This window comes from Microcoleus sp. B4-C2, from assembly GCF_036705265.1.
GTDB lineage: Bacteria > Cyanobacteriota > Cyanobacteriia > Cyanobacteriales > Microcoleaceae > Microcoleus.
Map to the genome: position 1 here is coordinate 1 of NZ_JAUBUB010000046.1, position 15,649 is coordinate 15,649.

Consider the following 15,649-nt stretch of genomic DNA (forward strand, 5'->3'; position numbering starts at 1 on the left):
AACCAGCCACCGATGGCTAGGTAGGCGCAGGGGAATAGCAGGATGCCAGACCAGCCTACGAAGACGAAGCGATCGCGCTTGAGCCAGTCGTCGAGTACATCAAATATGCCTCTTTCGGTCTGGGCGCGTCCGACTGCGATTGTCATAGTTATAAAATCCTCTTGCTTGTTAAAAGACCAAGGTTTCTAATTAAAGTTAACATAACTATATATTAGAAGTTCATAAATTTCAACTAGAACAGCAGGGTTCCCCCACTAGAGGCGTACTCGATGAAAGCGTGGTTGAGAGGAATGCCATCTTGGTTGACGATGCTCAGCAACAATCCAACTGACCCTTCGTCGCCAAGCGGCGAGGTGGCGGTGGTTGAGCAGACGAACAAACACTCTGCGCTTGCACTCAAATCCTTCACAGGGTAAGATTATCCTCTTATCTGTTGAAGAAGTTGTGAGCCAAGTAATTACCGCCAAACTCAAATTAAACCTGACTGCCGAGCAAAAAATCTCGGTAGCTCAGGTTTCTTTGGCCTATCGGGATGCGCTGAACTACGCATCCCAAGTGGCATTTGATAACGGTAAATCTGGCAACGGAGCTAAACTACAAAAGTTGGTCTACTCGGAGCTACGGGCATTATTTGGGCTTGGTTCCCAGATGGCGTGTAACGTGCCAAGACAAGTTGCTGCGACTTTTAAGACGCTGTGGACTAAAGCCAAGCAGAATAGCGAGGCGCTTAAAGCTGGGTATACCAAGCGGCGGTACAAGGGACTCGATCGAGCTCCCAAATACACCTCGCGGACTTGTACGCTTAATTACCAGCGCGACTACTCCTTTAAAAAGGATCGACGGGTCAGTATTAACACCCTGGGTGGTCGAATTGTTGTTCCGTTTGATGGCTACAACAAGCACATCGATCTGATGCGAGCGTCCAAGAAGATCGGTGCTGCTAAAATTGTCTACCAGAAATCCTCGAAGACTTACTATCTAATGGTGAGCTTGGAGGTGGAAACGCCTACTCTCGACCCACTGAACATCACTAGAATTTCTGGTATAGATGTGGGAATGAGATACCTCGCAGTCGAAACAGACTTAGCTAATAAGTCGAGTTTCTATTCGGGCAAGGCGGCTAGACATCGAGCCAACCGTTATCAAAAAGCCAGACAATCTCTACAGCGAAAAGACACCCGTTCGGCGAAGCGAAGATTAATCGCTTTGTCGGGACGGGAGAGACGGTTTATCGCTGATGTGAACCACCAGATTGCGAGTAAAATCGCCAAGCCTAACAGCCTGATTGGACTAGAAGATCTGACCGGAATACGCGATCGAACTAAATCTAAATCGGGCAAACGGGCAAGCAAGAAACAACGGAAAGCTAACAGGAACGTGGCTCAATGGTCGTTTGCCGAATTGCATGGCTATATCGATTACAAGGCTGTGCTGGTTGGCTCGTTAGCTACTAAAGTTCCAGCACATTACACCTCGCAAAGTTGCCCTAAATGTGGGCATACCTCAAAGGCTAATCGACCGAACAAGGGGCTGATTTTCCGCTGTGAATGCTGTGGGCATCAACTTCATGCAGATCTGGTTGGGGCGCGAAATATCGCACTTAGAACGTTGCTCGTCCGGCAAGCCTGGATGAGTACCGGGGTCTTGTCAGCACTCCCTCATGTATCGAGCCGTGAAGCCAAAGCTGAAATCCTTTCGAGGTTTTCGGAATTGAGGTGGAGTTCAGATACAAGCCCCCATCATAGCGGTACTCCGCTTGATGGCGGGTAGTTGACCATAATTAGCAGGAGTTGATACACAATGCCGATCGGTCGATCGCGATCTCGTCCGCGAAGGGTGACGCTCGGTGGGCTAATTGAATTAAGATTTGGCTTTAAGGCTGTTTAATTTTATGACTGCAAAAACAATGACCTCGATCGATCCTGTCCTGCGCTACCCGGTTTTGGGCTCCCGCCGCTTCAGCAATTACTGGTGGGCGACGGTGGTCAGCATTGGAGGGACTGGTTTCCTGCTGTCGGGCATTTCCAGTTACTTGCACGTTAACCTGCTGCCTTTTGCGGACCCGACTCAGCTCATTTTCATCCCCCAAGGCATTGCGATGGGTTTCTACGGTGTCTGTGGCGTGCTGTTGGCGCTCTACCTGTGGCTGACTATTCTCTGGGATGTCGGTGGCGGCTACAACGAGTTCGATCGACAAACTGGTAACATTCGGATCTTTCGCTGGGGTTTTCCGGGCAAAAACCGCAAAGTTGATTTTAATTGCAAGACATCGGAGGTGCAATCTGTGCGGGTAGACATTAAAGAAGGTCTCAATCCCCGCCGCAGTATTTATCTTAAGCTCAAAGACCGCCGTCAGTTTCCCCTGACTAGAGTCGGACAGCCGATTGCTTTGTCTGAAGTGGAAAATCAAGCGGCCGAATTGGCTCGGTTTTTGCAAGTTCCCCTAGAAGGACTTTAGGGATTTGCGATTGGCGATTTGAGATTTGAGATTGGTAATGTCTGGTAGGGTGTGCCGGGCCGCGCACCTTACCTACCTGGTAAGTGAAAAACGTCAATCTGCGAGTCAGCCCCGTTACCAATTTTTGAATCTATCAATTAACCATACTTGCGAAAGTTTTTGATTGCAAACCGTAGAATAAGGTTTTCAAGGCTCCAAAGCAAGTTCGCTATCCAAGGAAAATCGCTGGTTTTAGACTACGAACTAAAAACAGTCCGGACTATTGAATTAAAATCTTTAGTTGCAAAGTCCGTAATTGACTCAACGTGAAAATACAAATGCAAATGCAAATCAAAATTCAGCGGTGGTTGTTCTCACTTTTAATAATTGGCGCGTTGTTTGTCGGAGGATGCGGTAGTTCCCCTGTGGCAAACTCAACTCCGACATCAAATCCGGTGTCGGGTGAAAATATTTCTTTGTCTCCGTCTCCGTCTCCTTCTCCTGCTGCTGTAGCGGCGAGTTCGCAATTTAGCAATTTGCCACGCTTGGACGGAAAAGCAACGGTGGTGATGACGGTTAAAGGTGCCCCAATTACGATCGAACTCGACGGCACAAATGCGCCAATTACTGCGGGCAATTTTGTCGATTTGGTTCAGAAAGGAGTCTACGACGGGCTGGTATTTCACCGAGTCGTGCGGGAACCTCAGCCTTTTGTAGTTCAAGGGGGCGACCCCCAGGGTAAAGACCCTAAATTCCCTACAGCGCGACTGGGAACTGGTGGTTTTATTGACCCGAAAACTACTGTAGAACGCAGGATTCCTCTGGAAATTAAAGCTCAAGGTGCTGCCAATCCGACTTACAGCGCGACGCTACAAGAAGCTGGGGTTAAGGAGAAACCCGTGTTGATGCACAGTCGCGGGGCTGTGGCTATGGCTCGATCGCAGAGTCCTGATTCGGCTTCTTCTCAGTTTTACTTTACTTTGACGGATGTACCGTTTTTGGACGGTAGCTATGCAGTTTTTGGGTACGTGAAGCAAGGGATGGATGTTGTTGATAAGATTGAAGCGGGCGATCGCATTGAGAAGGCTACTGTTACTCAGGGTTTGGAAAATTTTAAGCCTGTTCAGTAGTCAGTAGTCAGTCGTCAGTCGTCATATCAATTCCGGTTGCACAATGGAGATGATTGTTGACTGTTGACTGTTGAGTCGGAGTAGAAAAACTGACTGATTGTTGACGGTTGATGGTTGACTCGATTTTATGATTCCGATGCAACCGGAAACGATATCAGTCGTTGGTCGTTGGTTAGTAGTTAATAATTTGTTCCAATCATAAATAACTAATAACTAATAACTAATGACTAATGACTAATGACTAAAAATTTGGGAATCTGAGGGCTGATGTGGATGTTGTTATTACGGGAATTGGCCTGGTTTCTGCTTTAGGCACTCTGGATTGTAGCTGGAAAAGATTGTTGTCTGGGGAATCAGGAATTCGGCAACATCAACCTTTTATAGAACTTGAACGGCGACCTTTGGCTTTAATTGGCACAAAACCGACCGATTTAATAACTTTAATTCGGCAGGTTTTAGCAGATGCTTTGCAAGATGCTAATTTGACTTTGCCTTTGCCTGATTGCGGAATTGTTATTGGCTCTAGCCGCGGGTTTCAGGCAAATTTGGAACAGTTGGCGAGGGAAGGAAGTTCGGCAACGGATTCTGTAACGGATGTAACGGATGTCAGGAAGAAGGAAGAGGGAAGAAGGAAGAAGGAAGAAGGAAGAGGGGAGAAGGAAGAGGAAAGAGAATTCTCAATGCCCAATTCCCAATTCCCCATGCCCAATTCCCAATTCCCAATTCCCAATTCTCAATTTGTGAATTTTTTGCCTCACATGGGGGCGATCGCAGGGGCGAGGGCAATTGGCTCAACGGGGCCGGTGCTGGCGCCGATGGCTGCTTGTGCGACGGGCATACAGTCGATCGCCCGTGCTGTTGATTTAATCCGCACTGGTGAGTGTCAGCGGGCGATCGCAGGTGCTGTGGAAGCGCCTATCACACCGCTGACTCTGGCTGGATTTAGCCGGATGGGTGCTTTGGCAAACAATGGGTGCTATCCCTTTGATGAAAATCGGGAAGGCTTTGTGATCGGTGAAGGCGGGGCTTTATTTGTATTAGAATCGGCCGAGTTGGCAAGGCGTCGTGGTGCTAAAATTTACGGTCGAGTTTCCGGTTTTGGCTTGACAAATGATGCTTGCCATGCTAATGCGCCGGAGCTGGGGGGGAAAAGTGCGATCGCGGCGGTAAATCAATGTTTGAAACGCAGCAATTTAGCGGCGATTGATATAGATTTTATTCATGCTCACGGTACTGCAACTGAGTTAAATGACCGACACGAAGCACTGTTAATTGAGAAGTTATTTCACCCAGGAGTTGCTGTTAGTTCGACTAAGGGGGCGACGGGTCATACTTTGGGAGCTTCGGGAGCTTTGGGCGTGGCTTTTTGTTTGATGAGTATTAAATATCAGATGTTGCCGCCTTGCGTGGGAATGAAAAAACCGGGGTTTGAATTAGATTTTGTTCGCTGTGCGCGATCGGCTATTGTCAGAAATGCGGTTTGTTTAAGTTTTGGCTTTGGCGGGCAGAATGCTGCGATCGTTTTATCGGGCGATCGTTAATTTTTGTAAACTCGGTCGATCGGCATTTAAATTACACGATCTCTCTACAGTTAAAATCTTCTGAGGTGGCCGGAGAACCCCCCCACATCGAATTTAAATCTCAAAAATAGTACAATTTATGTATTTTAGTCAATTAACTGAGAATTTTGGTGAGATTGCTGGTGCTGCTATGCTAGTCTGGCTCTCCATCCCGACGCTAATCCTTGCGTCAAAGCCTCGGAGGCTAGAAAAGAGAGCCAGATTAAAGCAGTATTGTATTTTAGTGAACAAACCTGACGGTCAACTGAGTACAGTTAGACCGCAGGCTTCTTTTTCCTTTTTTTCAAAGGCTTTTTATAGTGAGGTAGTTCCACCCCCACTTGCTAATATAGTATCAGAGTATTTCCCGATCATCAATGGGTATAAAAGAAATAATTGTCGGTTTCCGTACCTACACCCGACGCTTCTTTCCATCACGCTCGGTAATTTATTCGGGGTACTTCGCGCAGCGCTCAAATTAATCCCCTCTAAATATACCGAGGGACTTCCCGGCTGGTAGTTAAATTAAGTCTCAGGTATTTTCACATGGATCTGGCCTCTCATCGATTTATGTCTTATTTTGAACCAGAGCAAGCTGCTCACCTTTGCCAAATAGCTGTTTTGGAGAGTTTTGCTGAGGAAACGCTGGTTTTTGAAGAAGGAGAAACAGCGGATTTTTTATATCTAGTTTTAGAAGGTAAAGTCGAGTTTAGCAAGCGGATTGAAAATCATAAATATCAAACTGTTGCTGTCGCTAACCCAGACGATTATTTTGGCGAACTCGGAGTTTTAGACGGAGAGCCTCGCAGTGCTAGAGCTGTGGCAGTTACCGGCTCGACTTTGGCCAAAATAGACCGTGAAAAACTAATAACAACTCTCCAGTTTGCTAAAGGCAGTTCGGTATTGCAAATGTTTAGTTTCATTACTAAAAATTTACGGGATACCACGGATCAATATGTTAGCCAGTTGGTACACAAACAAAAAATGGTATTGGTAGGAGAAATGGTGAGTACAATTATTCACGATTTCAAAAGTCCTTTTACCGGAATTAAACTCTCTAGTGAAGTGCTCAAAGAAATGCACCCGGATGACGAAACTCAGGAGTGGTGCGAACTTATTCAATTGCAGGTTCAGCGAATGTTGGGGATGGCTGAAGAAGTGTTAGAATTTTCGCGCGGCAATTCTGTATTAAATAAAAAACCAGTTAATCTAATTCAGACGTTGCAGCAGTTTCAAAAGTTGAACAGAGTTTATTTTGAAGCAGCAAAAGTAGATTTGGTAGTACGGGTGACAGAAGTGATAGTGGAAGCGGACGAGAATAAGATTTTGCGCGTTTTACAAAATTTAGTTGGGAATGCTGTTGAGGCTTTTGGCGGAAGAGGGGGGCGGGTGGAGATTGCGGTGACACAAACTGAGGAGTGGGCAGAAATTAGCATTTACGATAACGGCCCGGGCATTCCGCAGGCAATTAAGGAAAAGTTATTTGAACCGTTTGTGACTTATGGTAAACGGACTGGTACTGGGTTGGGAACGGCAATTGTTAAGTCGATGGTTGAGGCTCACAAAGGGCAAATTACTTATGATTCGGAGGACGGAAAAGGCACAATTTTTTACATCCGCTTGCCGAAAACTATGGATTTATCAGAGCAAAAATAAGTAGGAAGATATATACTTAGGACTTTTTCACTAAGCCTCAGAGACTTGGTTGATGAGTAGATATCTTGGTATCCCACAATATTTTTCTAATGAACCGGGTTGAAAAGCTTAAGTCCTAATACTGTATAGCGACTTGCAGGATCTAGTAGAATTGAATTAACGAAATGCTAAAAATCTGATGCCAGTTACTATTCAAACCTTACCCACAGAAGTTATCAATTTAATTGCCGCCGGCGAAGTGATTGACTCGATCGCCTCCGCGGTACGAGAATTAGTTGAAAATTCTCTGGATGCTGGCGCAACTCGCATCGTTGTTTCTGTCTGGCCCGAACAGTGGCGGGTGCAAGTTGCAGATAATGGTACGGGAATGGATCTGGAAAATTTGCAGCAGGCGGCTTCGCCTCACAGTACGAGCAAAATTACCACTGAAGCTGACCTTTACAAAATTGATACTTTGGGATTTCGTGGGGAAGCTTTGCACAGTTTAGCTCAATTGGGCTGTTTGGAGGTTTTGAGCCGATCGAATGATTTGGGATTGGGGGATTTTTCGGAAAATCGAGAGTCGGCGCAAACCCCCGCCAAATCTTCCTTTAACAAGGGGGGAATTGAAAATGCTCGATCGGGCTGGCGGGTGGTTTACAATAACGCAGGCGTTGCTGTAGAGGTGGAAACAGCGGCGATCGCTCCTGGTACGGTGGTGACTGTTGATAATTTGTTTGGCAATTGGCCTGTGCGCCGCAGTTTTTTGTCGCCGGCACAGCAAATGCGATCGATCCAATTAACTCTTCAGCAAATTGCTATTTGTCACCCGCACGTTAATTGGCAGTTGCGTCAAGGAAATACGCCTTGTTTGCACGTAACTCCTGGTAGCACAGCGGAACAACTTTTACCTCAATTTGTGCGCGGTGTGCGATCGAGCGATTTGCAGTATTTAAAGTTAGATTTGCCGGCGAGTCCTCAAAATCAGAAAGCAGCAAATTTCTTGCTAGAAACTCAACTTGTGGGCGCTACAGTTAAACCTAATTACCAATTCCCAGTTGCTACTTCTCAATTCCAAATGCCTAATTCCCAGTGTTTGGAGTTAGTAATTGGTTTGCCCGATCGCTGTCACCGCAGGCGGCCGGATTGGGTGAAAGTTGGGGTAAATCGGCGAGTTGTGCGATCGCCCGAATTAGAGCAAACTATTCTCAGCGCCTTTGCCCGCACTTGTCCGCGCGATCGCTATCCCGTGTGTTTTGTCCACCTGCAAATCTCCCCTTCGGAAATCGACTGGAACCGCCACCCGGCTAAGGTTGAAATTTATCTGCATGATCCAAGCTTTTGGCAAGCGCAAGTTAGCGCGGCAATTTCTCGTGCTTTACATTTGAACGATGAAGTTTTGCAGCCTGCCCCAATTCCCGATAGAGTGGGAAAATTGCTGAAGGCATCGGAACAAAAAAGTGCTTACAGTGTCGGGATTTCGGCTAGGCAGAATGATGGCGGCGACGAACAGGAAAAAGCTAATCAAATAGGATTGATGGAATTGAGGGCGATCGCTCAAGTTCACAATACTTACATTGTTGCGGAACATTCCAGCGGAATTTGGTTGGTGGAACAACACATCGCTCACGAGCGCGTTTTATACGAGCAATTGTGCGCCGCTTGGCAGCTAAAATGTCTAGAAAAACCAGTGATTCTCAGTCAATTATCTGCACTGCAAATTGAGAATTTATCTCGCTTGGGTTTGGAAGTAGAAAGTTTTGGCGAACAGCTATGGGCCGCCCGCGAAGTTCCTGAATTGTTAGCTGATCGAGATGACTGTGCGGATGCGCTTTTTGAACTCAGTAAAGTCGCAGATTTACAAGCGGCTCAAGTTGCGACTGCTTGCCGTAGTGCTATGCGAAACGGTACTCCTTTGAGTCTTTCCCAAATGCAAAATTTGTTGGATGAATGGCAGCAAACTCGCAATCCGCGCACTTGTCCTCACGGCCGCCCTATCTATTTTGCTTTGGAAGAATCGACTCTGGCTCGGATTTTTCGCCGCAGTTGGGTGATTGGTAAAAGTCACGGGATTTGAAGGTTAAAAGTTAAGCTGTAAGGTGCGCGTTACATACAGGACTGTTTTTTTTGAACCGCAGAGGGCGCAGAGAACGCAGAGAGGAAGAGAAGAGAGATGTTTTTAATATTTTTTTGGGCAACTGGATATTCGTATAAAATGTCAATTAAAATCAAATAAATCATAAATATGGATTTTCCGATCGCCCGACAACTATTTTATCGAGAAATAAATCAGCCTGATGGCTCGATCGACCTGGCGAAAGCTGCTCTTTATATGGCTTTGGAAGAATACCCAAATTTAGAGCCAGAGGAGTATCTCAACGCTCTTGACACGATCGCAGATGAAGTGCGCGATCGCCTGCCGGCACAGAATTATCCACTGCGGATTATTCAAACTATTAACGCCTATTTATACGGGGAGTTGCTGTTTGCGGGCAATGATGTTGATTATTACGACCCGCGCAATAGCTTTTTGAATGAAGTGCTCGATCGGCGTACTGGTATTCCGATCTCTTTATCTTTGGTTTATTTGGAGGTTGCTAAGCGGATTGATTTTCCGATGGTGGGAATTGGGATGCCAGGACATTTTTTAATTAGACCGGATTTTGAAGATGCTGGTATTTTTGTTGATGCGTTTAACGGCGGCGAAATCTTATTTCCTGAAGATTGTCAAGCCCGACTTTCTCAAATTTATGGGCAACCTATGGAGTTGCAGACGACTTTTCTCGCCCCGGTAAGTCGCCGACATTTGTTGGGACGAATGCTGGGAAATCTGAAGGCGATTTACTTGCAACAGGGAGATGCTGTGAGGGTACTCTTGGCGATTGAACGGATTTTGCTGCTGTTTCCCGATGCGCTGGGGGAACGGCGCGATCGCGGAATTCTCTATTATCAACTGGGACGCTTGGTAGAAGCGCGCCACGATTTGGAATTATACCTGAGAAATGCTCCGAATGCTCCTGATGCTTCTAGAATTCGCCAATTGGTCGATCGGCTCGATCGGGATCTTTGAAGTTAGGAATGAGAATTAAATAACTTCCACTCTTGAAAGTGGGATGGGCCTAAGAGCCCGTCGTTTTTGGACGGGCTCTTAGGCCCATCCCACAATAACAATTAAAATTGTAAGTTATTTAATTCGCGATCCTTAAATTCGCTATATGTCGCACAGCACACTATAAGACATAAAAGTGACACTCAATAAACTGCTGCCTGACGACCAAATTTCGCTTTTATTATTTTTGCCATGGGATCTAAAATTTGGCAAAGAATTAACTATAACATATTAATTGTAAATTAAAACCTATCTTTTGATAGGTTGAATTTGCTTGACTTGACTGTAATATCATAGGTCATTTACGCAAATCCCGATTCGACTTTCCCGACTGATATCCGCACAGATATCCGCACAGAAGAGCGATCTAAAAAGTATTTTGACCTAAAGAGGCACAAACTCATGAACTTTCAGTTTCAACAAGGTTATCTCAACGGAATGCAATCGCTGTCAGTCCATTTAACCAAAAGAATGTCAAAGTCTTTATCATTAGGTTTGGCACTTTTGCTGGGAACAAGTGCAGTATTCCTAAGCAGCGGCAAAGCCTTTGCATTAGATAATGTTACCGTAAAATACGGTGCTGTTGACGTAACACTACCGATGAGCGACTTGCAAAGCTTTGTACAAACTGGCAAGGCTTCCTCTCAACTGCAAAGCGTTCTGAGTCTGGCGAAACAAACTCCCGAGTCGGTGCGCGAAATATTAACGCGAGAAGTGCCTTTAGATTCCCAATTAGTAGCGCGGCTAGCAAGCACTTATTTTGGGGAAATAGTTTTCAAACAATTGGGGGAGGTTGCTTATGCGCCGACTGCTCGGCTTCAAAGCGTGCCCGCACTGCGCGATGCTTTAGTCGCAGCTTCCAAAGATGGCAAAATATCGCTGATTGAAGTAATGCAAAATTACAGCCCTGCGGCTTTAGAAGTTGACGGTAATCAAGCGATGGCTATCTACGAACGAGTGATTAAAGATGTGCAAGATTTGCAAGCTTTGTATCAAAATTCCCCGGCTTTGCAAAATACGGCTAACCAAGCCGTGAATTCGGCGAGAGAAATGATGTGTCAGCCCAATCCAGCGGGAAGTGCAAAGTAAATAACTGAAGTTGGAGGGAAGGGGGAGTCGGGAATTGGAAATTGGGAATGGGTGCTTTTTTTCGTATTAGCTGTAGCTTTCAGCTATTAGCAATTACTCATCATCCATTCCCAATTCTTCGGCTACGCGAGGGTAAAAGTTCCCAATTACCCATTATTCATTACCCCTTACCCATTCTTTGAGATAGTTGCTCGGCTACCCGCTTTAGTCGGCGGAGTTGGTCTTTCATATCTTTTTCTGTCCAAGGGGCTGCAAAACGATTGAAACCAAATCTAATTAAACGATTGGGAATTTGAAATTCAAAGCGGTTAATCAAGAGAGTACCTTGGATTTGCGGCTGGCATTCCCAACGATCGCATCCTTTGAAAAATCCGTCAAACCCCCAAACAATTAAACCTGGTTGTCGCTCCAACACAACACTCTCTAAAGAGGGTTGCAAAACAGGAATTTTTATGATAAATAAGCTACGACTTCCTACGGTAGTATCCCATTCGCCCTGGGGATCGCAGCGTAGCAGGGGATTGAGCCACTTGTGCATTAAAGTGCGATCGACTATACATTGCTCCACCAAGGTAGCAGCAGCGCGAATTTCAATGGATTGCTCGAAAACTTGACGAATTGACATGAGAACCTGCAACAAGGAGGGTATTACAAAACTTTGCTTACTTGATAGTCCTTTATTTACTTGTAACGTCAATTTTTCCAGAAATTAAAAGATTGACACACTCATAAATACAGTGTATCATCTTGAATTAAAGTATATATACCGATTATGGAGTTAGTCGAAAGGCACATCATTAAACCAAATCATAGGTTTTATCGAGAAGCCGATAGACTGTCTTGGCTGTGCAAAAATCTTTACAATAGCGCTAATTACATCTACCGTCAAAAGTTTTTCGCTAGCCAAGAAAGAAACGATCTGGCTGTCGATCGCGCGCTCAAAACAAGTCCTGATTACAAAGCACCGCCCGCAAAGGTAGCACAAAGTACGATCGGCTTAGCGATCAAATTAGTGATAAAAGCATGGACTAGCTATTATATGGCGGTGCGAAACGATCGGGAAGACCCAACTAAGTTTAAAACCGCACCGAAAATCCCTCATGACAAAGGTTCAAGAGAGCTAAAAAGAGAGGACGGGCGCTATGTAGTTGTATTTAATTGTCAAGCTGTCAGCAAAAGAGCCTTAAAAAAAGGATACGATCGTCCCTCTGGGACTAATATTTGGTTGCCCTCAAAAGTCACCTCGATTCTGGAAATCCGGATTGTTCCCAAAATAGGTTGTTATGTTGTCGAGGTGCTCTATGAAAAGTTAGAACAGCCTTTACAAGTTAATCGGAGAGTCGCTGCCATAGATTTAGGATTAAACAATATGGCAACATTAACCTACAATGTTCGTGGGTTAGTACCGACAATCTACGAGGGACGGGGTGTTAAGTCAAGAAACCAATACTGCAATCAAGTTTCATCGGCATTGAAATTATTGTGGCCCGCAGCGCAAAAAACCAGTAAAAAACTAGCCCGATTGTGGCACAAGCGTAACGGTAAAGTGGATTACTGCCTCCCGACGAGTTCCGCAATTATTAAAGAACTCGTTAATCATCAAATTGGCTTGCTGGCTATAGGCCAATACGCTTGGCTTAAGGAAAATTGTAGCGAAAATGTTGGGTTTCGTTCCTCAACCCAACCTACGCACTACGCACGATCTGTTTTTTTAGAACTAACTGAACCGTATTGGGCTATAGGCTGGAACGAGGATTTTAAAGATGGGATTAATACTGGTAAAGTTGACAATCTAAATTTTTCCCGTATTCCCCATCGCCGATTCGTGCAAATATTGCAGTACAAAGGACAACTTGCTGGAATTAAAGTTGTGTTAGTTGAGGAGAGTTACACCTCCAAATATTCAGCTTTGGATTTGGAACCAATTCAACAACATTCCGACTACATTGGCAGTAGGGTAAAAAGAGGATTGTTCAGAACCCAAACTGGACAACTAATAAATGCCGATGTGAACGGTGCTTTGAATATTGCCCCAAAAGCAGTCGGAGATGGGTTTATCCCAAATTCGATAGAGGGTTTTGTCGTTAACCCAGTACATGAAAAGTGTACAAACATTAAATTTAGGCGATGTCTAGATTTTTTGGAACTATTATTAAAGTTTCGTCTTCTCCTTGTCAAATGTGACGTTAACCTGAGAAAAAAATGAATGAAACTTGGCAAGAAATAACTCAACCGATATCGGGCCCCATAGCGGCTTTGTCCGATCGCCTTTTGGCCCAGGCCCAGCCCGCAAATCCCCTGACAGATGCGGAACGCGGAATTAACAATTTCCTTCAGGGCTCAAACATTGAAAATCTCCTCTGGGCCGTCGGTATCCTGCTCATTGGCTTGATAGTATCAGCCCTCGTCTCATCTTTAGTGGGGGGATTGCTCAAGAAAACTACGCTCGACAACCGGCTGGCTACTTGGATTACCGGCCGCCCGGAAGGATCTGGAGCCCCGCAAGTGGAAAAATGGATTTCTGCAGCGGTTTTCTGGATCATTTTTGTCTTTTTCCTAATTGCCTTTTTCAACCGGCTGAATCTAACGGCTGTCTCGCAACCGCTCAATACTTTTCTCAATCAAATTACCGGTTTCTTGCCGAAGTTAGCCGGCGCGCTAATTTGGTTGGGGATTGCTTGGGTGTTGGCGACTGTAGCCAAAATGGCCGTATCGCGGGCAATGCGGGCTTTTAACGTGGACGAGCGCTTGAATCAGGAGGTAGGCGCTACGCCCAGCGAGCGCCCTTTGCTGCTGAGCGATACTCTGGCGAATGCGCTGTACTGGTTCATTTTTCTGCTGTTTTTGCCGCTGATTCTCGACTCACTGGAAATGCAGCAGGCTCTGCTGCCGGTTAATAATTTACTCAACCAAATTCTGGCGGCAATTCCGAAAATTCTGGAAGCTGTGGTGATTGGGTTTGTGGGCTGGCTGCTGGCTATGGTGGTGCGGCGGATTGTCACGAATCTGTTGGCTGCTGCTGGGGCGGACGGTTTGGGCACTCGGTTTGGAATTTCGCGGACTTCGGGCGGACAATCGCTGTCGTGGATTGTCGGTACGATCGTCTATGTTTTGATTTTGATTCCAACGGCGATCGCAGCTCTGAACGCTTTGGACATTCAGGCGATTTCGCAGCCGGCAATCGCGATGCTCAACACGATTCTGGGCGCGCTTCCCAACATTTTTACAGCAGCGCTAATTCTGGGGGTTGCTTACTTTTTGGGGCGCTGGATCAGCGATTTGGTGACTAATATCCTGACGGGAATTGGCTTTAACAATGTCTTTTCTTGGTTGGGAGTGCAGCAGCCGAAACAGCGACTGCGACTACCGCCGAGTTCGATCGATCCGGACGCAACGTTTCTTCAGGAACCGGAACTTCCGGCCCGCACCCCTTCTGAGTTTGTCGGCATCGTGGTGCAGGTGGGCATCATGCTGTTTGCTGTGGTGGCGGCTACCGATGTGCTGCGGATTCCAGCACTGACTGCGATTGTTAGCGGTATTGTCCTGGTTGCAGGTAGGGTGCTAGCCGGTTTGGTGGTATTTGCGATCGGCTTGTATTTGGCGAATCTGGCGTTTAGTTTGATTGCCAGTTCTGGAACTCGCCAAGCGCGGCTTTTGGGCCAAGCGGCTCGGGTTGCGATTATTGCCTTTGTTTCGGCCTTGGCCCTGCAACAGATGGGCATTGGCAGCGATATTGTGAATTTGGCTTTCGGGCTGCTGCTTGGGGCGATCGCAGTTGGCATTGCTCTAGCTTTTGGTTTGGGCGGGCGCGAGATTGCGGCCGACCAAATTCGCGAATTATTAGCGTCGTTTAAACAAGATAAGACGCCACGTTTGTAATGCTATAAAATGGCGTTTGTCAAGTACAAACGCCATTTTTTTATGCTTAATTTCATTAGACCCATCCCACAAGAGTTATTTTTTCTTGTGGGATGGGCATCTTGCCCGTCCGATCAATTTATCAAAAGGACTTTTGCAAAAGGTCTATTGTGAGCGTCGCGAAGCAATCGAAAAGCCTTTGAATTTGAGGATACAGCTATCGACTGTTTGGAAGCAGAGATTGATTCTTGTTTCTGGGCCCATGCCCCTAATTGAGAATGTTAAGAGCTGCGTCGCGGACCATAAAACAACAAAACCTTCTCTATGAGAAGGTTTTATCACAATCGGAGCGGCGGGATTTGAACCCACGACCCCTACTACCCCAAAGTAGTGCGCTACCAAGCTGCGCTACGCCCCGACAGCTTTAACAGCTTAGCATAGAATTCCCAAAAAAGTCAAAAAACTTTTAAAACTTTTGCGGCCTGCACCAAAGTCGGAACCGCAGCCGCCGGCCAAAAACCCTCGCACCTCCTGCCAGCATTCAAGATCAACTGCACGCTGTAAGCTTCGGGATAGCCTTCCACCTGCACCCACAGCAAGTCGCTTTCGGCTTCAATGGCGATTTTTTCCTCGTCCATTAACTCAGAGGCCATTTGACTCATGGTGCCTGCTAATTGCCCCAACAATCGGCAAAAATCGTTCAACTCAGCCTCCGTGAGTTCGATCGCCCAACCGTCGCCAGCTACCAAACCCTTAAACTCCTGGGCCTCCGGGTTCCATCCCAAACGCCACCCAACACCCGTTTTAATTACACGTTCCACCATTGAGGGAT

The 15,649-nt window shown here is 46.2% G+C and carries 12 protein-coding genes, 1 tRNA gene and 1 pseudogene; 10 read left to right on the plus strand and 4 right to left on the minus strand.

Annotated elements, in window-relative coordinates:
• Positions 1-146, minus strand: a pseudogene (locus tag QUB20_RS14955) (photosystem II D2 protein (photosystem q(a) protein)); the annotation flags it as partial.
• A 217-nt stretch (positions 147-363) separates the two neighbouring features.
• Between QUB20_RS14955 and QUB20_RS14960 the strand changes: the two are divergent.
• From QUB20_RS14960 to QUB20_RS14995, 8 genes are all read left to right on the plus strand, one after another.
• Positions 364-1,770, plus strand: coding sequence for a transposase (locus tag QUB20_RS14960; RefSeq protein ID WP_333248721.1), 1,407 nt, complete (start codon positions 364-366; stop codon positions 1,768-1,770).
• A 121-nt stretch (positions 1,771-1,891) separates the two neighbouring features.
• The gene (locus QUB20_RS14965; protein WP_333057558.1) at positions 1,892-2,458 is read left to right on the plus strand and encodes a photosystem I assembly protein Ycf4; all 567 of its coding nucleotides are present in this window, start codon (positions 1,892-1,894) and stop codon (positions 2,456-2,458) included.
• Positions 2,459-2,775: 317 nt separating this feature from the next.
• The gene (locus QUB20_RS14970; protein WP_333302751.1) at positions 2,776-3,567 is read left to right on the plus strand and encodes a peptidylprolyl isomerase; all 792 of its coding nucleotides are present in this window, start codon (positions 2,776-2,778) and stop codon (positions 3,565-3,567) included.
• A gap of 269 nt (positions 3,568-3,836) precedes the next feature.
• Positions 3,837-5,108, plus strand: a complete 1,272-nt coding sequence (locus QUB20_RS14975) for a beta-ketoacyl synthase N-terminal-like domain-containing protein (protein ID WP_333243805.1) — start codon at positions 3,837-3,839, stop codon at positions 5,106-5,108.
• Positions 5,109-5,672: 564 nt separating this feature from the next.
• Positions 5,673-6,782, plus strand: coding sequence for an ATP-binding protein (locus QUB20_RS14980; protein WP_333248724.1), 1,110 nt, complete (start codon positions 5,673-5,675; stop codon positions 6,780-6,782).
• A gap of 178 nt (positions 6,783-6,960) precedes the next feature.
• Positions 6,961-8,838 (plus strand): DNA mismatch repair endonuclease MutL, encoded by a 1,878-nt coding sequence (mutL, locus tag QUB20_RS14985; protein ID WP_333248726.1) that lies wholly within the window; start codon positions 6,961-6,963, stop codon positions 8,836-8,838.
• A gap of 168 nt (positions 8,839-9,006) precedes the next feature.
• Positions 9,007-9,831, plus strand: coding sequence for a transglutaminase family protein (locus QUB20_RS14990; protein WP_333248729.1), 825 nt, complete (start codon positions 9,007-9,009; stop codon positions 9,829-9,831).
• A gap of 441 nt (positions 9,832-10,272) precedes the next feature.
• The gene (locus QUB20_RS14995; protein WP_333243818.1) at positions 10,273-10,959 is read left to right on the plus strand and encodes an alpha/beta hydrolase; all 687 of its coding nucleotides are present in this window, start codon (positions 10,273-10,275) and stop codon (positions 10,957-10,959) included.
• A gap of 160 nt (positions 10,960-11,119) precedes the next feature.
• Here the strand turns inward: QUB20_RS14995 and QUB20_RS15000 are convergent, their stop codons facing one another.
• Positions 11,120-11,584 carry an SRPBCC family protein gene (locus QUB20_RS15000; protein WP_333039545.1) on the minus strand — a complete coding sequence of 155 codons (465 nt, stop codon included), beginning with the start codon at positions 11,582-11,584 and terminating at the stop codon, positions 11,120-11,122.
• 147 nt (positions 11,585-11,731) lie between these two features.
• On the opposite strand from QUB20_RS15000, the gene QUB20_RS15005 reads away from it, so the two are divergent.
• Complete coding sequence (locus tag QUB20_RS15005; protein ID WP_333248733.1) at positions 11,732-13,165, plus strand: transposase; 1,434 nt, start codon at positions 11,732-11,734, stop codon at positions 13,163-13,165.
• On the plus strand, positions 13,162-14,838 hold the full coding sequence (locus QUB20_RS15010) for a mechanosensitive ion channel (RefSeq protein ID WP_333248735.1): 1,677 nt from the start codon (positions 13,162-13,164) through the stop codon (positions 14,836-14,838). Before QUB20_RS15005 ends, QUB20_RS15010 begins: the two co-directional genes overlap by 4 nt.
• A gap of 323 nt (positions 14,839-15,161) precedes the next feature.
• On the opposite strand, the gene QUB20_RS15015 is transcribed toward QUB20_RS15010, so the two are convergent.
• Positions 15,162-15,235: transfer RNA gene (locus tag QUB20_RS15015), tRNA-Pro, on the minus strand.
• Between the two features lie 37 nt (positions 15,236-15,272).
• Entirely contained in the window at positions 15,273-15,641 is a 369-nt protein-coding gene (locus tag QUB20_RS15020; protein WP_333248738.1) for a DUF1818 family protein, read from the minus strand.
• Positions 15,642-15,649: the final 8 nt, after the last annotated feature.